The organism is Mycoplasma yeatsii GM274B (genome assembly GCF_000875755.1).
GTDB lineage: Bacteria > Bacillota_I > Bacilli_A > Mycoplasmatales > Mycoplasmataceae > Mycoplasma > Mycoplasma yeatsii.
Window position 1 is genome coordinate 598,998 of the sequence record NZ_CP007520.1, and the last position, 23,843, is coordinate 622,840.

The following is a 23,843-nucleotide window of genomic DNA, read 5'->3' on the forward strand; positions in this document are numbered from 1 at the left end:
TCCACTATAAACTTTTAACTACTTTGTCACATTCTAAACAAATTTCATCATCAATTAAATTATCAAATATTTGTCAACATCTTTGGCATTTCATACCTTGTTTTTGTTCAACTTTAATTTCACTTAAATTACAGCTAATAAATTCTTCATTAGTTTGATCAACAAAATTAATTGAATTTACAATAAAGATTTGAGCTAGATCTTTTTGATCTGATAAATGTTTAAATTCATCATTTAGTTTAATTGTTACAACAGCTTCAAAACCTTTGTTGATTGTTTTATTTTCTCTTGCAATTTCTAATGCTTTATTTACATCATCACGTAAATTCATTAAACTTTCTCATTTGTTAATAAATTCTTGGTTTTGATCAAATTTTTGTTCTCTATTATTTAATAAGTGAACTGATAATTGTTTATCTGAAATGTTTAATGATTGGTAAGCTTCTTCAATTGTATGAACTAAAATAGGGCGTAAAACATCAATTAAGCATCATAATTGTTCATATAAAACAGTTTGAACTTGTCTTCTTCTTTTTGAATCTTTAGCATGAATATATAAAATGTCTTTAATGAAATCTAAATAGAAAGATGATAGGTTTTTAGTCACATAATTCATTGTTAAATTATAAACTTGGTTAAATTGTAAGTTTTGATAGAAATCATTTGCTTTATCTTTAAATTGAGTTAAATTAGCTAAACTGTATTTATCAACTTCTTCTAAATCATTTTGATAATCTTTTAATGGATCAAAATCATGTAAATTAGCTAAAATAAATCTAATTGTGTTACGGATTTTTCTATATGATTCACTAATTTGTTTAATAATTTCAGGACCAATTTTTTGATCATCAGTAAAATCAGTTGAACTTACTCATAATCTTAAAATATCAGCACCTAAATCATTTGAAAATTGAATTGGATCAACACCGTTTCCTAATGACTTAGACATTTTATTTCCTTTTTCATCAGTTGTCATACCGTGAGACACTAATTTTTTATAAGGAGATTTTGACATATAAATAGTTGAGTTAATCATTGATGCGTTAAATCATCCTCTGTATTGATCGTTTCCTTCTAAATACATATCAAATGGTAGATCTAATTCTTTAAATCTTTCAATCATAGCAATTGCACTTGATCCTGAATCAAATCAAACATCTAAAATATCTTTTTCTTTTTTCAAGTTTTTATTTTTGTATTCATCAGGTAAGAAAATATCAGCATCATCATTAAATCAAGCATGAGTTCCTAATTCATCAATTTTATTAATTGCATATTGTAAAATTTCATTATTTAAAACTAAATTATCATTTTGATCATAAAATGCAACAATTGGAACTCCTCATAATCTTTGTCTTGAAATAGTTCAATCTGTTCTTTCTTCTAAAACTTGATATAGACGTCTTTTTGCTCATTTTGGATGAGTTTCAATTTCATTAACATTTTTTAAAATTTCATCTTTAACTGGTGCTAAATTAACAAATCATTGTAATGTACATCTATAAATAACTGGTTTTTTAGTTCTTCAATCATGTGGATATGAGTGAGTTACAAATTTTAGTTTTAATAAGTTATTTTTATTTGCTAATCTTGTTGTGATAATTTTGTTTGTATCATCATAAAACATACCAACTAATTCAGGATCTAAATGATTAATTTCTTCAGTAAATTTACCTTGATTATTAATTGGAGCAAATGGTTCAATTTTGTGTTGTTTTACAATTAAATAATCGTCTTCACCAAATCCACCAGCAATATGAACCATACCAGTTCCAGATTCACTAGTTACGTGATGACCTAAAACAACTTTACTAATTTTTTGATCATATAAAGGATGAACGTATTGTGTATCAACTAAATATGAGCCTTCAACTTCATCTAAAACACTAACATTTTCTCATCCAATTTCTTGTCTTGCTCTTTCAACTAATTCAGAAGCTATAATAAATTTTCTATCATCATTTTCAGGTTTAACAATACTATATTTAATACTTTCTCCAACTGCGATTAATTGGTTTGAAGGTAAAGTTCAAGGTGTTGTTGTTCAAATCACTAGTTTAGTATCTGAATCAAATTTATCTGAATTTACAATATCACAAGCTACATAAACAGTTGGTGATTTAACATCTTTATATTCAATTTCAGAATCTGCTAATGCTGATTCACTTGATGGTGATCAGTAAATTGGTTTTAATGCTTTATAAATTAATCCTTTTTCATACATTTTTTGAAATAGTCTTAATTCGCTCATTTCAAAATCATGAGTTAAAGTAACATATTTAACATCATAATCAGTAAACATACCTAAACGTTTAAATTGGTTTGATTGATTTTTAACTTGATCTAAAGCATATTTTTCACATAATTTTCTAAATTCAATTTTATCCATACTTTTGCGATCAACACCAGTTTTAGTAACAGCAGTTTCAATAGGTAAACCATGAGTATCTCATCCCATAATAAAAGGAGCATAAAAACCTGTTGCATTTTTAAATCTAATGATGATATCTTTTAAAGTTTTATTTAATGCATGACCGATGTGTAGATCTCCATTCGCATATGGTGGTCCATCGTGTAAAACGAATTTAGGTAGATCTTTGTTTAGTTGCATTTTTTTGTCATAAATTTTATTTTCTTCTCAGAATTGTTCAAAAACAGGTTCTTTATCTTTTAAACCAGCTCTCATATCAAAAGAAGTTTGTCCAATTAATAATGTATCTTTGAATTTATTAGCCATAAATATAATCCTTTCTTAAAAATAAAAATCGCCCTATGTAAGGAGCGATTAAACCGCGGTGCCATCCTAATTAAATCATAAAATATACTATGATCCATCTCTGTTGGTATTAACGGTTCCACCGCGAAATTCTACTAAGCTAAATGCCGTTCTTTTTCGGTAAGAAAAAGTGATATTTTATAAAACACTTTGCTAATTCACACCACACATTAGCTCTCTGAAAAAGTTAATTTTATAAAACTTGTCTTTTAATTTTATTTATTTTATTCTATATTATTTTAATTGTTTTTTCCACTATTTTCATGACTTCTAACAAATTTCAAGCTTCTAGCTATGTAATCATTTTCAAATTCAATAATTGATTTTGTATGATGAACACCTTGATCGTAAATTATAACTTTATTTTCATTAGCTTGTTCAATGTTATTTTTAATCTTACACATTCTAACGCTATCTAAATAATTAGTAACTTTGTCATATCTATTGTGGAAATATAAAACTGGTATGTATTTATTTGAAGTTTGAATTAATTCTCTAAAGTTTAAATCACTTAAATTAACTTGATATTCTTGTTTATAAACTTTTAAAATATCTTTTAAAATATCATTTACTAAACCTTGTAAAAACCTAGGAGCATTATTAGTAACCATTTTTTTTAATAAATGTTTAACTGACATATAAGATGAATCTGAGATCGCTCATTTAATGTTTGCTTTTTTAATTAAATTAGGTTCAGTTAATAAAAAGTAATTAATTGTAAATGCACCCATGCTAGTTCCAACTAATCCTAGCGTTGAAACGTTATATTTTTGAATTAATCAATTAATAATAGTGATTAAATCACCTTTTTCTTGATAACCTCAAGTAGTAACTTTTCCTTCACTTACACCATGATTTCTAAAATCAAAAGTAATGATGTTATAACCTAATTGGCGATAATGTCATAATAAATATAAAACTTCTACTCTATTAGAATTATAACCATGAACACCAACAACTCATTTATCAGATTGTTTTGAATTTAATCATATACTTCCAGCAATTCTAGTTCCGTCGAATGAATTAGTAAAAAAATTAATAGTTGGAGTTTTGTATTCTTTGATTTTTAATTTTTTATTTGAATTTCTATTTGTTGGATTTAATCAAGAAAAAGCTTTAATAGGATTGAAATTAACTGAAAATCCATCTTCTCTTTTATAAATAGTTTTTGAAAATTTAGAATTTCACATCGTTATCATCGCTAAAGCAATACTTGAATATTGATTAGTTATCTCTTTTTTCATCTTTTTATAACTTTCTATTTTCTATATATTTAATTATAAAATACAAACTTAATATCATATTATTTTAATTTGTAATTGATTTAAGTCTGTTTATAAAATCATAAACTTTATTAATTTCTGTTTTATTATAAGCATATTCTTGTTTAAAGTTAGGATTATATCTTTTTAAAATACTTTTATAAGATTTTTTAATAACTTTTGTTTTTGATAAAGTACTGATTTCTAATAAGGCATAAGATTGATTTACTATATTAAATTTTTTTGAAAAAACTTTCTTTTTAGAACGTTTTTTGATTGTTAGATTAGCTTGATAAATATCAATTTTTAATTCTTTAATTAAGTTTAAAGTTTGCTCTAATAAAGTATCATTAATCTTTTTAATTTCATCTTCTACATCACATGAAATATTTTTAATAGCACAAGAAATTTCATTTTTTAAAATATTTTCAACAAAATCATTTACCATTAATTCTCTAAAAATAGTTCAATATTGTTTATAGTATTTAGATAAGAATAAAATACTTTCTTTATTGTATTCTAACTTTAGTTCATCAAAAGCAAATAATAATAATTTTTCACAATGTAAAAAATTTAACAACAATTGATCTTCACTAGATTTTAAATTATTAATAAGTTTTTCAGTAGAAGTAAAACGAACTTTTGTATTTTCTAAAAATTTTTTAGTTTCTTTATATTCACCAAAAAATGGAATTCTGTTAAAGTTTTCATAATAATCGTATTCTTTTATTAAAATGACTGTTTTATTGTCAATGATTCAGCTTTTTCTATTTTGAATAAAGATTTTATCAATTTCACTATTTGATTCTTTTAATTTTTGATCTTTTCTATTCAATAGGTATCTAAACACAACAACAAATATGAAAAACAAAATCCAAATCACTAAAAGCGATATTAAAAATACAATCATCATGTCGTTTTTCTCCTGTATAAATAAAATTATAATAAAAAGTTCTCATATTTGAGAACTTTTGAAATTAATTAGTTTCTTTAGCTATAACACTAACTCTAGTACGGTTTTTTCCGAATCTTTCATATTTAACGATTCCTGAAGTTAAAGCAAATAGAGTGTCATCTCCACCACGTCCTACGTTGTTACCTGGGTGGATTTTTGTTCCTCTTTGTCTAAAAATAATTGAACCAGCGTTAGTAAATTGTCCGTCTGATTTTTTAGCACCTAAACGTTTTGATTCAGAGTCACGTCCGTTTTTAGTTGACCCTACTCCTTTTTTAGAAGCAAAGAACTGTAAACCTAATAAGAAACGCATATTCATATTAACTTACCTCCTTAAACTGTGTATTTTTAGGATATTGAGTTGTTATTGTATGAATTTGTATTTTTAACATATTCAACATAGTTTGTAGATATTTATCATTTAAGTCAAGTGCTTGAATAATAACTTCATTATCTAAAACTTCCAACCTCACCTTGTCACGATAATTAATATCAAGTGCATTTAAAGCACCACTAACAATTCCTGTAATTGCAGCACACACAAGATCTTGACCATAAGGTCCGGCATTTGCATGACCACTTATATTAAATTGTTCGATATTTTTATCATTATATTTAATTACTATTTTTATCATAATTATTTAGTAGTAATTTCATCGATTTTTACTTTTGTAAAAGGTTGTCTGTGACCGTAAATTTTATTAACGTTTTTCTTTGGATGATATCTTACAACACGGATTTTTTTACCTTTTCCTTGTTTTACGATAGTTCCTGAAACTTTAGCTCCAGCGATTGTTGGGTTACCAACTGTTCCATCGATCATTAATACTTGATCAAATACAACTTTTGCATCAACTTCACCTTCGATTTTTTCAATGAAGATTTCTTGTCCTGGTTCAACTTTAATTTGTTTTCCACCAGTTTTAATGATTGCAAACATCTTTCTTCCTCCAGTCTAGACTCGCCTTTGTATGTGAGTGTTAACTTCTTTTAAGACATACAAAAAGAGCGGTTGAAACTTTTTTTCAACATAAAGATATTACTACATATAATTAATCATTTCAATATATGATTACAATTTAAGTAAGTTTTATTTTCTAATTACATTTTTAGGTTTTTAAAAAGTGTTAAAGCTAAATTAAACTAAAAAATTCCTTGATCATCAAATGAGTATTGTAAAATTGAATCAACACTATAATCACCAAAATTATTTGGAATAGCAACTTTTTGTACGCTTTTACCTGATCCTAATTCTAAAACAGGAAAACGAGATTGCATAGAATCATATTTTAATTTTTCTATTTCATAGTCAACTTTTCTTGTGTTATCTACTTTTATTAAATTGTTGCCTATCTTATACTCTGCTTTAACTGGATTCGTTGAAGCAATAAACATTGATAAAATTGAAGATGTAATAGTGCCAATAACACCAATATAACCATTAAAGATGCTTGAAACAAGTTTTCCAGCACCATCTAAAAGAGCACCAGTAATACCTGCTCCACCAATAATTTCTTTTGTATTTTCTATTTTAATTTCTTTCATTTCATTTTTACCTCCTATTAATGTATTAGGAAGTTTTATTTAAAATGTACATGTTATATAGCTCATTTTTTGATTTATTTGTTTTTTGACTAATTATTTCACAAGCTTTTTTTAATTTAATATCACTTAAATTCATTTCTTCATCAATTAATTTAATAATTTCTTGATCTGAATAATCGTTATTTATTAGTTTTTGATTCTGTTTATCAATTACAATTACAAATTCACCTTTACTAATAAATTCATCTGAATTAACATAATTATTAATTTCACTAATTGATCCATAGATAATTTCTTCATTAATTTTAGTTAGTTCTCTAGCTATAGCTATTTTATGATTTGGATCTAATATTTCACTTAAACATTCAACAGTTTGTTTAATTCTGTGAACTGATTCATAAAAACTAATGACAGTATCATTATATTTATTAATTAAATTAGTTAATTCTTTAATTTTTGATTGTTTATTTTTATTTTCAATAAAACCATAAAAATAATTTGTTTTACTATTAAAACCACTACAAATTAAAGCGTGAATATAAGCTGAACCTGTTCCAATTGCAGTAATATTACAATTTATATTTAACTGTCTTAATTGACTGATTAAATAACCTGCTGGATCACTTATAATAGGAACTCCTGCATCACTTATAATAGCTAAGCTTTTATTTTGATTAACTAGATCTATTATTTGATTAATTCTTTGATCTTCATTGTGCATGTGAAAAGAAATTAAATTATTTGAAATATTATATTTATCTAATAAAACTTTACTAGTTCTAGTATCTTCACAAAATATAAAATCAACACCTTGTAATGTCTCTAAACTTCTTTTATTAATATCATCTAAATTACCTATTGGAGTTGTTATTAAATAAATTGTAGGTTTATTATTTTTAAAAGTTTTTTGTAAAATCATAATTTCTCCTTATAAACTATTTTAATTTTAACTTAAGATTAGATAAACTGAATCATTGTACTGTTAAACATTGAAATATTAAACAAAATGAACCTATAATCAAAAAAATATCAATTAGGCGAGCAAAAAGTGTGGAAATACACGCAAATTGCTTGTGTAAGTTGAATAATTACAGGTTTAGGTGAGCAAAAAGTGTGGAAATACACGCAAATTGCTCGCGATTTATATAATTACTGAAACAATTTCGATAGATAAACATAACCAATAAAAATAAAATTGACAGAAATCTCTGTCAATTTAATAAAGTTATTATACGGATTATTTTTTCTTTTTAACAACAGCGTGTCCACCAAAACCTTTTCTTAAAGATGAAACAACTTTTCCTGAGAATGTATCAGTAAATTTACTTCTTTGTCTCATCATAACTGATAATGAAATTGTTGGAGCTGGAGTTCCTTGTTCTAAGGCTTCTTGAACAGTTCATAATCCTTCACCATTCATATCCATTTCACCAGTTAATGATTCAAGTTTTGGATCATTTTTAAATGCATCGATCATTAATTCAATTAATCATGAACGAATAACACTTCCGTTATTTCACATTAAACTAACTTTTTCTAAATCATAGTCAAAATCAGAACGTTCTAATAATTCATAACCTTCAGCAATTGATTGCATCATACCATATTCAATACCATTGTGAATCATTTTACAGAAATGTCCACTACCAGGTTTTCCTGTGTGTAAATATCCATTTTCAACTGCTATTGATTTAAAGAAATCATGTAATGGTTCAAGAGCTTTATCTTCTCCACCAACCATTAAACAAGCTCCATTTCTAGCTCCACTAATTCCACCACTAATACCACAATCTACAAAATTAATATTTTTTTCTTTTGCTATGTTGTATCTGTTTATAGAATCTTTGTAAAAAGAGTTTCCTGAATCAATAATAGTATCGTTTTCGTCTAAATGTTTTAACACTTCTTCAAAACATTCTTGAGTTATTTTACCGTTTGGAACTAATAAAATGATTGTTCTTGGTTTTTCTAATGAATTAACTAGATCAGAAATACTTGATGCTGTTTTAATGTTTTCGCTGTTTAATTCATTATAAATTGCTTGATTTTGATCATAACCAACAATATCATAACCTTTTGATTTAATGTTTCTAATTAAATTAGAACCCATCTTACCAAGACCTACTAATCCTATATTCATTAATCTTGCTCACTTTCTAAATTACTAAAAAAATCAAATATTTCATCAAGTGTATTTAGATTTTTATTCATTGATTCAACTTCACTTTTTTCACTAAAAGCAATAGCTAAATTTTGTAATGCTTCAAGTTGATTATTACCTTCAAGAGCTAAAGCTACTATTCAATTAACTTTTTCATCATCTCATGTTAAAGCTTCTTTTAATTTAACAACTAAGATACCTGAATTTTTAATATATTTAAATCCATCTGAATTACCATGAGGAATTGCTAAATAATTTCCGATAGCTACACTTGCTGTTTTATCTCTTTCAATCATAGAGTCGATGTATTGTTTATCAACATATCCTAATTCAACCATTTTGTTTCCAACAAATTCAATAGCTTCAATTTTTGAATTAAATTTATCAATTAAAAATACACTTTCTTTATTTTTGATCATGATTTTCTTCTTTCTTTTTGTGTTCTAATAATTCATTTTTTAAGTTGTCAAAAATTCCGTCACCTAAGAATTTATTAACACCATAAATATAAGCATGTTCTGATTTTTCTTTAGCTATTTCAGCAAAGTTATGCATTGTAACGATAATATCTGCTGATGAATCTAAATCTTTTACTGCACAGTTTGAAACTTCAATATCAATATTGTTTTGTTTAACTCATTTTTTCAAAATACCTGCAGCCATTGCACTAGATCCCATACCAGCATCACAAGCAACAACTAATTTTTTAGCGTTTTTTCAATCAAAGTTACTTACTTTTTTACCTTCTTCTTTTTTAGATTCTTGACCAAAAGTAACTCCTTTGTCATCAACTTGAACTTGCATTAATGGTTCGTTGTTATGTTTTTTCTTAAATCTCATAATTAGAGATGCAACTATAAACGAAACAATAGCTCCACTAAATACAGCTAGTACGTTAATAGCTATTCTATAACCTGTTCCAGCTACTGAAATAACAGAAATTAAACTACCTGGAGAAATTGCTGCAGTAGCTCCTCCTGCTAATAATTTAACAATTGATAAACTAGTAAATGCTCCAGAAATGGTTGCTAAAATCATAACTGGTTCACTTAAAATATAAACATAGTGAACTTCGTGAATTCCACCGATTAGTTGAATAACACTAGCTCCTGAAGCAGCCCCTCTTTGTTGTTTTCTTCAAACTACATAAGCAATTAATAGTCCGAATCCTGGTCCAGGGTTACCACCAACCATGAAAAATCCACTGTATCCAATTTGTTGAACTTCTTGTAAACCTATTGGTATCATTACTCCTCAGTTCAATGCGTTATTTAAAAATACCGATCTTAATGGTTCAGTAAATATTGACATGAACGGGAATAGTCAAGGCAATCTTGTAAATAGATCAATTATTTGAACCATAACTCAACTAATTGAATACATCACAAATGGTCAGATTCAGAAAATTGATAGACCAAATATAATTGCAAAACCAGCTAAAGAAAAGTTTCTTACTAACATTTCAAATCCAGGTTTTACTCTATTTATGTATAATAATTCAACTTTTTTAGTTATATAAACAAATAACGGAGAAATTATCATAGCTGCAACTATTTGGTTAGGTGCACCAGCTTGACGTACTGTTCCTTTTGCAAATTTTCAGTCAGCCATTAATGTTTTATATAAAAAATCATTTCCTATGATCGCACAAACTACTAAAAATGCAGCTAACATTCCACCTCTAGTTTTATAAACCATGTTTCCTGCAGTATAAGCTACTAAAACAGGAATAAGTCACTTCATTGTAGGTGCTACAATTTGACCAAATGCTTCGCTTTTAAATCATCCAGTTGCAACTCAAACTTCTTTTCCATCAACAGTGGTATATTTACCTAAAAACATGGCTGTAATTAATCCTCAAGCAATTAAGATACTTACAGTAGGCATAATCATTCCAGCCATAAAGCTTCCAACTTTTTGAATATGTTTCTTAATTACGTTTTTTGAGTTTTTAGCTTCGTTAATAATTGCTTTATCAACATCAGCTTTAATTTTAAACTCATTTAATTTACTCATATTTTTGTTTTTATCCTTTCTATCGAAATTAATTTTATCAAATATAAAAATACACTTATACTTAGTAATTATGTATTAGAAAAAAATCTTAAAAAATGTCTTTATGTAAATAAAAAAGAGCAATTTCTTGCTCTTAGTTTGTAATACTATTTAACACCTGGTTTGTCTAATAATTTAAACATGTTGTATTTATAAACTTCAACACCTGGTTGATCGAAAGGATTAACATCTAATAGATATCCGCTCATTGCAACAGCTAATTCAAAGAAGTAAACTAAGTATCCAAATTGTTCATCATCCATTTTTTCAAATTCTAAAATAATGTTTGGCATTTGTCCTGTTACTGCATGAGCTTGAACTACTCCTTTTAAAGCAGTTTGGTTAATTTCATGTAAGCTTTTTCCTACTAAGTAGTTTAATCCATCATAGTTATCTTTGTCAGGTAAAATATCAATATCTTTAACTGGTTTATTAATTCTAATAACAGTTTCAAACATAACATTTCTTGGACCTTGTTGAACTCATTGTCCTAGTGAGTGAAGATCTGTTGAAAATACCATTGATGTTGGGTATAAGGCTTTGAATTCTTTTCCTTCTGATTCACCAAATAATTGTTTTCATCATTCAGCAATCATTTGTAATTGTAATTCATAAGTAACTAATGCTTCAGTTCTGTAACCTTGGTTGTATAAGTAATTTCTTACAAAAGCATATTTGTAAGCTTCATTTGAAGAATCGTTTGCAACTAAATCAGCTTTTGCTTTTCTAGCTCCTTTAAAGATATTATCTGTATTAATTCCAGCAACTAATAATCCAAAAATACCAACAGGAGTTAAAACTGAGAATCTTCCACCAATGTCATCTGGAATAACAAATGTTGGATATCCTTTTTCATCAGCTAATTTTTTTAATGCTCCTTTTTGTTTATCAGTAACTGCAACGATTAATTCTTTTGATTTTTCAATTCCAACTTTATTTACTAATTCTTGTTCTAAAATTCTAAATGCAACTCCTGGTTCAGTAGTTGTTCCTGATTTTGAAATTACACAAATTCCGAAGTTTTTATCTTTTAAATATTCAACTAATTGAGCTGTATAAGTTGAACTCATTGTGTGTCCTGCGTAAACAACTTCAACTTTGTCTTTGTGTTTTAATCCACGAATCATTTCATCAGCTGCACGCATTCCTAAATATGATCCACCAATACCAATGATTACTAAAGTATCAATTTTACTACGTAATTCACCAGCAACTTGTTTCATTTTTTCATATTCAGCTTTATCGTAATTTTCTGGTCAATCTAATCAACCTAAAAAATCATTTCCTTTTCCAGTTTTATTAACAATCATTTCATGAACTTGCTTGATTTTATCTTCATCAACAATTTTATTAAAATCTAAGCCAGCATAATCTAAGTTTACTTTAATCATGTTTTTACTTGCCTTTCTTTTATTTTTATCGTATTACTACACTATTTAATTATAAATAGATTTTTCAGTAATTATAATATCTAATTTAACATCATGATCATCTTTTAAAATATCATCACTTATTAGTTGTTGATCAAAACTTAACCCTACTTTTAAATAGTTATTTTTATTTAAATTAAAGAACTTATCATAAAAACCTTTACCCATACCAATACGGTTTAGATTCTTATCAAATGCTACTAGAGGAGTAAAAATACAATCAATATCACTACTATTTATTGTTTGATCATTACTAGGTTCATAAATATTAAATTTATTTAAACTATTGTGATTATGATCTAAATATCTGATCATTTTCATATCATTATTTTCTAAAACTCTGGGAACAAAAACTTTAATATTATTTAAAAAACAATAATCAATAATTTTTCTAGTTTCAACTTCATATTTAGTAGAAAGATAAATACAAATATTTTTAAAGTTATGATTTTTAATAAATTCAATAACTTTATTAGTAATAATTAAATTACTACTATTCATATATGTATTAGAAAAATTTTTTCTTTTTTCTAACATAATTTTTCTTAATTGTAATTTATTCATAATCTTTTAATATTTCTATTAAACCATTAATAGGTAAACTAGCACATAATATTCTATTTTTTTGTTTATGTATATTTTTAAATACTACTAGTTCATTTAAATCATTAATATTAGTTAAATCACCATTATCAATTAGATCTTTATATTTATAAATGATATCTAAAGCTTGAGTAATTGATTTATCTTTAATTTCATTAATTAATATATCAGTTGAACTAGTTGCAACAACACAAGCACTTCCTGTAAATCTAATAGATTTAATAATATTTGATTCAATTAATACTTGTATAGTTAGTTGATCTGCACATGTATTTGATTTTAATAATTTACTAATAGCGTTAGGATTATCTAATAAAGTTTTATTATCTGAATTAGTAAAATGCTTCATTAATATTTGTCTTAATAAACTATCGTTATTAATATCTATCATAACTAAAATAAAGCATCTAAGAATTTATCAGCATTTTTTAAAGCATCTACTAATTTATCAACATCAGTTTTAGTATTATAAACTCCAAAAGTTATTCTAACAGTGATTTCAGTTCCAATTACATCAGCTAATCTTCTAACACAATGAGCTCCAGCTCTTGAAGCTATATCATATTTGATATCTAAAAAGTGAGCTATATCTTGAGGGTTAATATTTCTAACATTAAATATTAATAATGGAGAATAATTATTAATATTATAAAAAGTAATATATTTATCTAGATCGTTTAATTTGATTTGTTCGATTAAATATTTTTTTAAACTATGTTCATATTCAGCAATTTTTTCAGCGTTTAAACTAGTAATAAATTTAATTGCTTTATTAAATGCAACTATTCCAGAAATATTAGGTGTTCCTGCTTCTAGTTTATTAGGTAGGCTTGCTAGTTTATAATCTTTAAAATCTTTTGAAATTTCTAAACTCATTCCTCCACCATAAAAAATAGGTTCTAATTGATCTAATAAGTCATATTTACCATATAAAACACCAACTCCAAAAGGTCCATACATTTTATGTGATGCTATTGCTAGAAAATCAACATCTCAATCAACTACATCAATTTTAGAGTGAGCTGCTGATTGAGCTGCATCAACTACAACTATTACATCAGGTTTAATGCTTCTAATTTTTTTAATAATAGCTTTAATATCATTTACATAACCTGTAGTGTTTGAAATATGAGCAAAAGTAATGATTTTAGTTTTTGAATTAATTACTTGATCTAATCTATCAATATCAATACCATATTCACTAGTTAAAAATAAAGGTTTAATAACTGCTTTAGTTTTATTAGCTACATTGACTCAAGGTAATAAGTTAGCTGAATGTTCTAAACTAGTTGTTAATATTTCATCATTTTCTTTTATTAAATGACTTAATCCAAAAGCTATTTGATTTAATGCGTGAGTTGCTCCATTTGTAAAAATAATTTCTTTTTCAGATTTAGCATTTATAAACTCTTTAGTTAGTTTTCTAGTTTCATTTAAAAATTCAATTGACTTATAACCTAATTTATAATCAGTTGAATGTGGATTAGTACTAATATAATTTAAATAATCCATTTCAGCTTGAATTACACTTTGATGTTTTAATGTTGTTGCTCCACTATCAAAATAAACTAATTCTTTATTGTTATTAAGAACTGGAAACTCTTGTTTAATATTTTTAAATATATCCATAATTTCACCTACATTTATTTATATTTTAAATTTATATCTTTTTTATTGTATACAAATTTAAAATTTTCTAGTTATCAAAATAATATTATTATATAATTATTCATGATTCTATAAAAAGAAGTTTTTCGTATTGCTTAAATTTCAAAGGAGGTTAAATAGATGAAAAAACTTATAACATTACTATCAACTTTTACTTTTGCAGCAACAGCTATGACAGGAGTTGTTTCATGTAAAAAAGAAGAGCAAAGATCAAACTCTCAATTTATTAAAGGTGATGGAGAATTTGATATCGATGCAAAAGCTTTATTAAGTTGATATAAAGAATGAAATGGTGTAAATCAAGACGAAGGATTTATTAACAAGTTTTATAATATTTTAGCTGTAGGACTTTTAAAAGGTATTGCTGAAAAAGGTGAGTTTAAATTACCAACAGGTGATGATGCTAAACAAGTTGGTTGAGATGATAGTTTAAATACTGAACTTGAAAATCTTTTAGGTAAAAAAGACGGATCAACTCCTAACAGTTTATATAGTTTTGCTCATAGTGCTTTAAAAGATAAAAGAGATAATGAGTTTAAAGATAAACATAAAGACTACATTAAATTCTTAGAAGATAAATTCAAAGGAGTTAAAAAAGATCAAGCTAGTTTAGAAAACGCCTTTTTATCAGACTACATTTTAAATGATCCTTCAAATAGTGCTTTTATCAGATTAAAAAACACTTTAATGTTCAATTCAACAATTTCTAATTCATTATGAAGAAAAGGTATTCAAACTAATGATTTAGATATTAATGTTATTGTTAAAAAATTTGCTGGTGTTGATGTTTATAAAAATAAAAATACTTTAGAAGATTTAGCTAATGCAGTTAAAGAAGTGTTTAGCAACGATAGTGTTAATTGAAATGATTCATCAATTACTTCATTTACAGATTTAGTAAACTCAGTTGGTGGAATTGATTTTGGAAAAGATAATAATAATAACATTTCAATTACTTACAGTTCACCAGAACAAATTAAAAATAAAATTAAAGAAGAAAAAGATAAAACTGATTGAATCAAAACTATTTTAAAAAGATTCTCAAACAAAGACGATAAATCAAATAAAGGTATAATTGAATTTTCTAATTTCGTTCAAACAGGTAATTATGATGGACCTTCTAATTTTGTAAACTTTGAAGGTTTAAGACCTCGTTCTTGATCTAAAATCGTAAAACAAATTCCTGTTTTAAATGGAAAAGATCTAAAAAGAGATGATATTAAAGGAAACTTCGGTTCAATTACTGATTCACAAAAATTCTCTATAGATAACTACTTTAATACTGAAAAACCAGTAATGGTATCAGACTTAATATTTACTTTTGCAAACTCTAAGAAAAAAGAAGATGTAGAAAAACAATTATCATTAGAAGCATTAATTCCTACTTCATCAACTGGAAATGATTTAACAAAAGAACTTGTTAATAGATTCCAAGGAATTGCAGCAACACTTCAAGCATACGTAAACGATGATCAAAAAGAAGATAAAAATGAAGTTCCTGATACTGCAGGATTAGCTCGTTTTGATACTATTTTCAGAGGAGCAACTCGTGCTATAAGAGCTGATGTTAATGGTGGAGCAAAAAGTTTTAAAGATTGAACTGAATGAGATAAAGAAAATACTTACCATAAAGTAAATAAAACTGGAGATTTACTAACAATCAGTGATACATCATTTTCTAATGTAGCTAAATATTCAATATACGACTTCATAACAAATCAAGATAACAATTCAAACACTTGAAGTTGAAAAGGTACTGAAAAATTAAACGAAGAAGATTTAATAAAATACGGTCTAGACAAGAGTCAAGCAAGTGGTGTAATTAGTGCACTTGATGGTCATGAAGAAACAAAAACCACTATTGCAAACGTTATTAAATTATTTGAAAAAATAAATCAAAAAGCTTCTAATGATGAAAATGAAGATAACAACGGTAAAAACATGAATAAAAATATGTTTACTGTGTTAAATAAAGATAATGGAATAATCGCTTATATTGATGGTGATGGATTACATATTACTAAAGTTGATGGATACAAATTAATGAATATTCAACCTAGTGATAAAAAAGAAATTGATATTAATAAACAAACAGCAGTATTGAAAAAAATAGATTCTCTATATACTTCAGAATTTGGTAAAGATTTAGTTCCTTACTTAGTAAATTCTATGTTAAAAGAAGTCAAACCTAAAACATTACTAGGAGAAGGCGAAGCAGTTCCTGCTGAAAGTGCAACTGTAAATGGAGTTGCAGACAAAGTTTGAGATTGATCTGAAAGCGATAAGAAAAACTCTACATCCGTTTCAAATATGGGAGTAGAAATTGAATACTTAAACAATAATATTAAAAATAATTACGAAAGATTCTTAGTTAACACTTCTTTAATTGACAATACGAAAACTAAAACATTCTATAATACAAACATCTTAAATGAGGCATCTAAAGCAACTGATTCATCTGACAAAAACTTAGGTTCACAAGCAAGTTGACTATTAGGATTATTCTCAAAAGTGTTTAAAAATAATGAAATTATAAATAAAATAATTAAAATTCCTGCAGAAGAAAATGTTGAAGCTGATAATAAGAAATTAGGTTCAGACGTTAAAGCTGAATTTGATCATTTAGTAACAAAAATTATCTTAGACAGACAAAAAATGGAGCAAACTGCATCTATAGGACAGTTCTCATCAGATAACAGAAAATGAGTAAAATCAATCTTAGAAAACTGAAAAACTCAATCTAAAGATCAAGTAAATAAGAAAAACTTTATTCCAGATCAAGCAATCGATTTAACATCAGATGATGGAAAAAGATTTAAAGCGTTGTTAAACTCAGATATTTTTAACCCAAACCAAGAATTAAAGAAAGAAAAGGAGGAAAGTTAATATGAAAAAATTATTAGGTTTTATAACATCTCTTTCTCTTATTTCTGGTGCTGCTATTACTGCTGTTTCATGTAGTTCGGTTCAAAGATTTAAAGATGTAACAATTACTGATGAATTAGCAAATAAAATTATTTATGGTTTAACAAACAGTGATGATTTTAGTTTTGCTAATAGAGATATTTTCTATAAAGATATCGATTACAAAAATAGAATTATTGACATGATGAATGAAAAAATTTCAGCAGCTAATTACAAAAGTTCTATAATTAATCTAAATAATAACCTTGGTTTAACTGGTGATTCTGATGACGCTGGAACTCAAAGAAATAAAGAAGTTTTATCTAATTTAGCAACATTCAATTTATTCAATGAATATACAACAAAAAGAATTGAATCAGGTGCTGATATCGATGAAACAGATAAAATTTATAGAGATAAAATTCACCCATTAAATCCAATTAAATTAAGAGTTAATGGTAAAGAAAAAGCTGGTAAATATGCTATATACTACAAATCAACAGATAGTAAATGATTAAGGTGACAAATGACAGGGGAATTTGATGTTCTTAATTCAGGTACTAAAAGAAGTATTTACCAAATTCCTTCTATTGAATTATTAACTAATTTAGGAAATAACTTTAGAATCGGTATTTTAGATGATGAAAAATCTAAAACTCAAGACTACATTACAAATACAAATAGTGTTGATGACGAAGGTAAGGGTAATGGTCATGGTGATAATAAAATCACATGATATACAAATGAAGAAAAGAAAACATTTGAAACAAACGGAGAAGGAATTATCAAATATAGATTTGCTTATTACTTCAAAACTAAAATTGAATCAAAATTATTCTCTAATTTACTAGGTAGCTCATACTTAGATTCAAAATTATATGAAGATGTTTTTGATAACACAACAGCTTCATCAAGAAAACTTCTAATAAACGGTGCTAGTCAATTAATTAGTAATATTCAAACAAACTTCAACCAACAATCTAATACTGTTTCAAATGTTAAAATGATTTGATCATTATCAACTGAAGCTAAAAATATAAATAAAATAGATAAATTAGTTAATGACTATTTCATAAATGGTCAAAAATTAGAAAACAACAAACTTTCATTAAAATCTATTTACGAAATAATTACAACAAAAGGATTTGAAGTAGAACTTAATTCAAAAATCGAAAAGACAATAGGTTTAGATATTGAAAATGAAAGTAAACAAGGATCAGATCCATTCTTAGCTATGTCAGGATTTAATGGATTTGTTCAAAATGACAAAGATACTATTAAGAGCTTAAATGGGGATTTAAAAATATCTGATGATGCTAAAAAAGCTGTATCAAAAATTAATACACCTATGATACTAACAAACGATGGTAAAGGTTATGATTCAGATGTAAAAGGTAATAAAGATGTTGTATTTGTATTACCAATTTATCTAAACGATATTTTCTCAACAAGTGATATTCAAATTCAAAAACAATCAAATAGTGAGTATAGTTTAAAAGTATTAGAAAACACTTGAACAGATATGAGTCAAAAATTTGATATCACTAACAAAAATAATGATGAAAAAGAAGTTGTAATAAGTGATATTCCTAACACTGATGCAAATAATGTTGAAATAGCTCATAAAGATAAAAAATGATACGTTAAATTAAAAAACGGTCAAGAAGAAGGTAAAATCAAAGTTATTTACAATAACAAAGAAGAAAAAACTATTACACTTAAAAAAGTTAAAAAATCTGAATACAAAATTTTAGATGTAACTAAAAAATTGAGTGATGAAAATAAGAATAATAAAGATTTATTTAGTAACGTTGATAAAGACTTCACAAAATCATTTATAACTTATGATTACAACATTAAAAATTATAGAAATGTTTTAGAGAAACAAAACTCAATGTATGATTGATTTAAATCAGATAAAAGTTCAGCTGACATTTTAAACTTATCTGCCGAAAACAAACAAACATTATTAGATCAATTAAAATCAATTATCTCAAATAATGATGATGTTAAAAATGCTGCTAAAACCGAATTATACAGTCAATATCTAAAATCAGATAGTGTTAAATATCAAGATTTATTTGATGAAATTTCAAAATTCATACGTGATGATGAAGTAACATTTGACTAATAGAGGTATAAATTATGGATTGCATATTCTGTAAAATAATAAACAACGAAATTCCTTCATATAAAGTTTATGAAAATGATAATGTGTTTGCATTCTTAGATATACAACCAGCAAGCGAAGGACATTGTATAGTTATTCCTAAAAAACATTTTAAAAACTTCAGTGAATGTGATGATAACTATTTAAAAGAAGTGGCTATTTCTAAAAAACAAATAGTTCAAATTCTAAAGGATAAATTAAATCCTCAAGGGTTTAATTACTTATCAAATCAAGAAGCGATTGCTGGTCAATCAGTATTCCATTATCATGAACACATTATTCCTAAATATAAAGAAAACGAAGGATTTATCTTAAGTGCAAATAAAGTTGAAACCAAAGATGTTGAATCTGTTTATGAATCTCTTAAATAATTAAAAATAGAAGCTTTTAAAGCTTCTATTTTTTATGTTTATAAAACATTCTATTATCAACTGAAATAATTCTTTGAGTTCAATTATTTACTGATTCAACTTTTTTAAGTTCATCATTAATTTTAAATACTTTAGCATCTAAATCATCTAACATTGATAAAATAAGTGCTTCAATTAAAACCGGTTCAACTGGTGATCCAAATTCTTTTTTACCGTGACTAGCTAGTACCATATGTTGAAGCAAAGTAACCTCACTATTAATGTTATTAGATTCATCTTTATATAAATTTAATTCTTGAGCTATTTTATTAATTTCAGCATTACCTATAGAAATATGACCTAATAACTTTCCTTCTAAACTATAATCGCTTCCGCTTACATCGACTATTTCAATAACTTTACCAATATCATGTAATATAGCTCCACAAATTAATAAGTCTCAATCAATTGATGCATATTGGTAATTTGGTTTTAAAGCTAGTGCATTTAATACTAATGTATAACTATGTCAGAATAATCCTCCTGTAACATTGTGATGAATGCTCATAGCTGCTGGAAATGTTAAAAATTGTTCTTTGTATTTTTCAATTAATTTAGTAGTTATTTGTCTATATGTATCGTTTTTAACTGAAGAAAGAATTTTTAATAAATTATTATATTCTCTATTTATATCTAATGGAGCTGAGATGAATAGATCTTCTTTTTTAATGTTATAAAAACTTAACTGGCTTTCATCAATTACTTTATAATCATCTATTTTTAATTGTAAAACGCCTCTATATTCAGATATTATTGTGTTTTCTAACAAAATAATAGCATTAGGTTTTAAAAGTTGTTTATCTTCTTCGGTTACGATTCATTTTCTAGCTTCAATTCTTCCAGTTGAATCAGCTAAATGTAATATTAAATAATTTGCACCACTACTTCCTGTAGAAATGATTGCTTTTTCAATTCTTACAATAGCATTAATAGGGTTTTTATCTAATGATATTTCATTTATTTTTTTCATATATAAAATCCTTTTCTTATTAGTTTTTAACTATTTACTTCAGTCAATAGTTGTTAAGTTTAACTCTTTTAAGATATTATTAATTTTACTAAATGGTTTAGTGTTTTCAAAACCTTTTTTATAACTAAAAGGTGATGGGTGAGCTGAACTAATAACGTGTTTAGGTTTAATATTTAATGATTCATAAACTTGTTTTGCATAGTTTCCTCATAAACAAAATATAACATCTTGATTATGTAATATAACATTTTCTAAAATGATTTTAGTAATATTTTGTCAACCTAAATTATTATGAGAACCAGGATTATGTGCTTGAACTGTTCAACAAGTATTAATTAGTAATACTCCTTGTTTAACTCATTCTTCTAATGAATTATTAGTAAAATGATCTATATTTAAATCTGATTTTAATTCTTTAAAGATATTTTTTAAACTTGCAGGAGCTTTAACTTGATTAGTTACACTAAAAGCTATTCCATTAGCTTGATTATAGTTATGATATGGATCTTGACCGATTATAACAACTTTAACATTATTTAAATCACTTAGTTCAAATAGTTTTAAAACATCTTCTTTTTTAGGAAAAATAGTTTCTTTGTCACTATAGATTTGATCAATTAAATTATTAATTTCTTGATTTAAATTTAATTTTTCAAATAGTTCATTTCAACTTTTATTTAAATTATTCATTATTCTTAATTCAAGAAATAACTATCTTGATTTGTCCTTCTATTTTTAATGGTTCAATACCATTAATTGTAATAGCTGATTCGCCTTGTTTAAAATCAATGCCATTAATTTTTCCTTGTCCTTGAATAACTGTTAATTGTAATCAATCACACTTTTCAACTATATTAAATTCTTTTGTTGTTTTACAATCTAAAACATATAATGAAAACACATCAGAACTAAATAATAAACCTTCTTTTTTATTAATAATATCAATTTGAGAATCTGGAATAGTTGTACAATTTAAACAATGTTCTATGTCTAATCTTCTTAACTTTCCAGTTTTTGGATCAACTCTATTATAATCATAAAACCTATAAGTAATATCACTAGATCTTTGCAATTCAAAAACTGTAACATTACTAGTTATTGCATGAACTTTACCAGCAGGCACATATAAAAAGTCACCTTTTTTAATATCAACTTTTTTTAAAAATTGATCTCAATTATTGCTATTAATCATTTCAATTAATTCTTCTTTTGTTTTAGCGTTATGTCCATAAACAAGCTGAGCATCATCATCACAATCTAAAACATATCAACTTTCAGGTTTTCCTAGTTGATTGTGATGAGTTAAAGCATAATTATCATCTGGATGAACTTGTACTGATAAATTATCATTTGCTGTAATAATTTTTGATAATAAAGGATATTCTCCTTTAAAGTTATTAAAAAGATGTTTATAATTTTCAAATAATTCTTTTAAACTTAAATTATTATATTCATCATCACTAACAACATAACTTAAACCGTTTTCATGAGCTGAAATTACTCAAGCTTCACCTATTTTTTTATTTTCATCAATATCGAATCCGAATTTTTTTAAATTTTGTCCACCTCATAATCTTTCAGAAAAATGAGGTTTTAATTTTAATATTTTCATAATTTATCTTATGTTCACTTTCATAATTTCTTTTAATTGAGCTATATATTGAGCTAATTCTTTAGATGAATTATTGTAAGAATAAAATTGTTCTTGAGAGTTTTTATTATCTTGATCTAAAATCCCTAAATTACACTTCATTGGTTTTAAACTAGATATTTTTTCATTTGTTATATAGTTTGTTAGTGCTCCTAGAACAGTTTTGTTTGATAATGGTTTTAGTTTTTTATTATTTATAAAAGCTAAGATATTAATTGCTACTCAAATACCTGAACTAGCTGATTCAATATAACCTTCAACTCCAGTAATTTGTCCTGCAAAAAAGACATTTCTTTTTCTTTTAGTTTGTAGTTTAAAATTTAAAATCTTAGGAGAATTAATATAATAGTTTTTATGCATTACTCCATATCTAACAATTTTTAAATTTTCTAATCCTGGAATTAAGCTAAACACTCTTTTTTGTTCAGGTCATTTTAAATTAGTTTGAAATCCAACTATATTATATAAACTATCTTTAGCGTCATCTTGACGAAGTTGAACAACAGCATAAGGTTGATTGTTATTCTCATCTAATAAATTATTAGGTGACATAGGTCCTTTTAAAAGTAATTTTTTACTTGTTTTAGCAAGTTGTTCAATTGGTTGACAACCTTTAAAAAAGATAGATTTTTCAAAATCTTTTAATTGAACTTGTTCTGCATTAACTAATTCATCAACAAAATTATTAAACTCTTGTTCAGTAAAAGGACAACAAATATATTTACCTTTATTATGTCTTCCAGCATAATAAACCTTATTAAAATCTATTGAATCTTTTTTAACAATTGGAGCTGATGCATCCATAAAAAATAGTTTTTGTTTTCCTATTAATCTTTGTATATCTTGTTTTAATTCGTCAGTAGTTAAAGGTCCAGTAGCAATTAAAGTAATATCATTTTCATCATCAATACTATCTACATTTTTAGAAATTAATGTTATGTTAGGATGATTTTTAATAGCTTGAGTTACTTTTTGAGAAAATTCTACTCTATCAACAGCTAAAGCATCATCACCTTGAATTTTACATTCATCAGCTATTTTTAAAACTAATGAACCTAACATTCTCATTTCACTTTTTAATATTCCAGCAGCATTTAATAAAGATTGGCTTCTAAAAGTATTAGAACAAACTAATTCACACAAATCATCAGTTTTTTGAACTTCATTATGTTTAATAGTTTTTGCTTCATATAATTCAACTTGAATATTGTTATTAGCTAAAAATCAAGCAGCTTCACAACCAGCTAATCCAGCTCCAATTATTTTTACTTTTTTTATCATTT

Annotated in this window: 22 protein-coding genes and 2 other annotated features; of the genes, 3 read left to right on the forward strand and 19 right to left on the reverse strand. The window is 25.7% G+C overall.

Going from position 1 to position 23,843, the window contains the following annotated elements:
- Window positions 1–4 precede the first annotated feature (4 nt).
- From ileS to MYE_RS02590, 15 genes are all read right to left on the reverse strand, one after another.
- Window positions 5–2,737: an isoleucine--tRNA ligase gene (ileS, locus tag MYE_RS02520; RefSeq protein ID WP_042733397.1), complete on the reverse strand. Its 2,733-nt coding sequence runs from the start codon at window positions 2,735–2,737 to the stop codon at window positions 5–7.
- A gap of 37 nt (window positions 2,738–2,774) precedes the next feature.
- Window positions 2,775–2,999 (reverse strand) — a binding site (T-box leader).
- A 16-nt stretch (window positions 3,000–3,015) separates the two neighbouring features.
- Window positions 3,016–4,008 (reverse strand): alpha/beta hydrolase, encoded by a 993-nt coding sequence (locus MYE_RS02525; protein ID WP_168222651.1) that lies wholly within the window; start codon window positions 4,006–4,008, stop codon window positions 3,016–3,018.
- A 76-nt stretch (window positions 4,009–4,084) separates the two neighbouring features.
- Window positions 4,085–4,873, reverse strand: a complete 789-nt coding sequence (locus MYE_RS02530; protein WP_144402415.1) for a hypothetical protein — start codon at window positions 4,871–4,873, stop codon at window positions 4,085–4,087.
- Window positions 4,874–5,015: 142 nt separating this feature from the next.
- Window positions 5,016–5,306 carry a 50S ribosomal protein L27 gene (gene rpmA, locus MYE_RS02535; RefSeq protein ID WP_004429822.1) on the reverse strand — a complete coding sequence of 97 codons (291 nt, stop codon included), beginning with the start codon at window positions 5,304–5,306 and terminating at the stop codon, window positions 5,016–5,018.
- A 7-nt stretch (window positions 5,307–5,313) separates the two neighbouring features.
- Complete coding sequence (locus MYE_RS02540; RefSeq protein ID WP_042733400.1) at window positions 5,314–5,628, reverse strand: ribosomal-processing cysteine protease Prp; 315 nt, start codon at window positions 5,626–5,628, stop codon at window positions 5,314–5,316.
- A 2-nt stretch (window positions 5,629–5,630) separates the two neighbouring features.
- The gene (rplU, locus tag MYE_RS02545; protein WP_004429818.1) at window positions 5,631–5,933 is read right to left on the reverse strand and encodes a 50S ribosomal protein L21; all 303 of its coding nucleotides are present in this window, start codon (window positions 5,931–5,933) and stop codon (window positions 5,631–5,633) included.
- 7 nt (window positions 5,934–5,940) lie between these two features.
- Window positions 5,941–6,017 (reverse strand) — a sequence feature (ribosomal protein L21 leader region).
- Between the two features lie 119 nt (window positions 6,018–6,136).
- Window positions 6,137–6,538, reverse strand: coding sequence for a hypothetical protein (locus tag MYE_RS02550; protein ID WP_042733401.1), 402 nt, complete (start codon window positions 6,536–6,538; stop codon window positions 6,137–6,139).
- A gap of 25 nt (window positions 6,539–6,563) precedes the next feature.
- Entirely contained in the window at window positions 6,564–7,457 is an 894-nt protein-coding gene (gene rsmI / locus MYE_RS02555; protein ID WP_042733402.1) for a 16S rRNA (cytidine(1402)-2'-O)-methyltransferase, read from the reverse strand.
- A gap of 318 nt (window positions 7,458–7,775) precedes the next feature.
- Entirely contained in the window at window positions 7,776–8,678 is a 903-nt protein-coding gene (gene gnd, locus MYE_RS02560) for a phosphogluconate dehydrogenase (NAD(+)-dependent, decarboxylating) (protein WP_168222649.1), read from the reverse strand.
- Window positions 8,678–9,118 carry a PTS sugar transporter subunit IIA gene (locus tag MYE_RS02565; protein WP_042733404.1) on the reverse strand — a complete coding sequence of 147 codons (441 nt, stop codon included), beginning with the start codon at window positions 9,116–9,118 and terminating at the stop codon, window positions 8,678–8,680. The genes gnd and MYE_RS02565 overlap by 1 nt, the downstream gene beginning before the upstream one ends.
- Entirely contained in the window at window positions 9,105–10,715 is a 1,611-nt protein-coding gene (locus MYE_RS02570) for a PTS transporter subunit EIIC (protein WP_052491421.1), read from the reverse strand. The genes MYE_RS02565 and MYE_RS02570 overlap by 14 nt, the downstream gene beginning before the upstream one ends.
- 146 nt (window positions 10,716–10,861) lie before the next feature.
- Window positions 10,862–12,145, reverse strand: coding sequence for a glucose-6-phosphate isomerase (locus tag MYE_RS02575; protein WP_042733405.1), 1,284 nt, complete (start codon window positions 12,143–12,145; stop codon window positions 10,862–10,864).
- Between the two features lie 45 nt (window positions 12,146–12,190).
- A complete protein-coding gene (locus tag MYE_RS02580) occupies window positions 12,191–12,748 on the reverse strand; it encodes a 5-formyltetrahydrofolate cyclo-ligase (protein WP_042733406.1) in 558 nt (185 codons plus the stop codon).
- The gene (locus tag MYE_RS02585; RefSeq protein WP_042733407.1) at window positions 12,741–13,178 is read right to left on the reverse strand and encodes an iron-sulfur cluster assembly scaffold protein; all 438 of its coding nucleotides are present in this window, start codon (window positions 13,176–13,178) and stop codon (window positions 12,741–12,743) included. The genes MYE_RS02580 and MYE_RS02585 overlap by 8 nt, the downstream gene beginning before the upstream one ends.
- 2 nt (window positions 13,179–13,180) lie before the next feature.
- On the reverse strand, window positions 13,181–14,416 hold the full coding sequence (locus MYE_RS02590) for an aminotransferase class V-fold PLP-dependent enzyme (RefSeq protein WP_042733408.1): 1,236 nt from the start codon (window positions 14,414–14,416) through the stop codon (window positions 13,181–13,183).
- Window positions 14,417–14,575: 159 nt separating this feature from the next.
- Between MYE_RS02590 and MYE_RS02595 the strand changes: the two genes are divergently transcribed.
- Genes MYE_RS02595 through MYE_RS02605 form a run of 3 tightly spaced genes read left to right on the forward strand, consistent with a single transcriptional unit; the run spans window position 14,576 to window position 19,900 of the window.
- The gene (locus tag MYE_RS02595) at window positions 14,576–17,341 is read left to right on the forward strand and encodes a hypothetical protein (protein WP_042733409.1); all 2,766 of its coding nucleotides are present in this window, start codon (window positions 14,576–14,578) and stop codon (window positions 17,339–17,341) included.
- 1 nt (window position 17,342) lies between these two features.
- The gene (locus MYE_RS02600; protein WP_042733410.1) at window positions 17,343–19,490 is read left to right on the forward strand and encodes a hypothetical protein; all 2,148 of its coding nucleotides are present in this window, start codon (window positions 17,343–17,345) and stop codon (window positions 19,488–19,490) included.
- A 14-nt stretch (window positions 19,491–19,504) separates the two neighbouring features.
- Window positions 19,505–19,900 carry an HIT family protein gene (locus MYE_RS02605; protein WP_042733411.1) on the forward strand — a complete coding sequence of 132 codons (396 nt, stop codon included), beginning with the start codon at window positions 19,505–19,507 and terminating at the stop codon, window positions 19,898–19,900.
- A 25-nt stretch (window positions 19,901–19,925) separates the two neighbouring features.
- Here MYE_RS02605 and MYE_RS02610 read toward each other — a convergent pair whose 3' ends face one another.
- Genes MYE_RS02610 through trmFO form a run of 4 tightly spaced genes read right to left on the reverse strand, consistent with a single transcriptional unit; the run spans window position 19,926 to window position 23,841 of the window.
- Window positions 19,926–20,909 (reverse strand): 3'-5' exoribonuclease YhaM family protein, encoded by a 984-nt coding sequence (locus MYE_RS02610; protein WP_042733412.1) that lies wholly within the window; start codon window positions 20,907–20,909, stop codon window positions 19,926–19,928.
- 30 nt (window positions 20,910–20,939) lie between these two features.
- The gene (locus tag MYE_RS02615) at window positions 20,940–21,599 is read right to left on the reverse strand and encodes a uracil-DNA glycosylase (protein WP_042733413.1); all 660 of its coding nucleotides are present in this window, start codon (window positions 21,597–21,599) and stop codon (window positions 20,940–20,942) included.
- The gene (locus tag MYE_RS02620; RefSeq protein WP_042733414.1) at window positions 21,592–22,521 is read right to left on the reverse strand and encodes a type I phosphomannose isomerase catalytic subunit; all 930 of its coding nucleotides are present in this window, start codon (window positions 22,519–22,521) and stop codon (window positions 21,592–21,594) included. The genes MYE_RS02615 and MYE_RS02620 overlap by 8 nt, the downstream gene beginning before the upstream one ends.
- Window positions 22,522–22,524: 3 nt before the next feature.
- Window positions 22,525–23,841, reverse strand: a complete 1,317-nt coding sequence (gene trmFO, locus MYE_RS02625) for a methylenetetrahydrofolate--tRNA-(uracil(54)-C(5))-methyltransferase (FADH(2)-oxidizing) TrmFO (RefSeq protein ID WP_042733415.1) — start codon at window positions 23,839–23,841, stop codon at window positions 22,525–22,527.
- Window positions 23,842–23,843 lie beyond the last annotated feature (2 nt).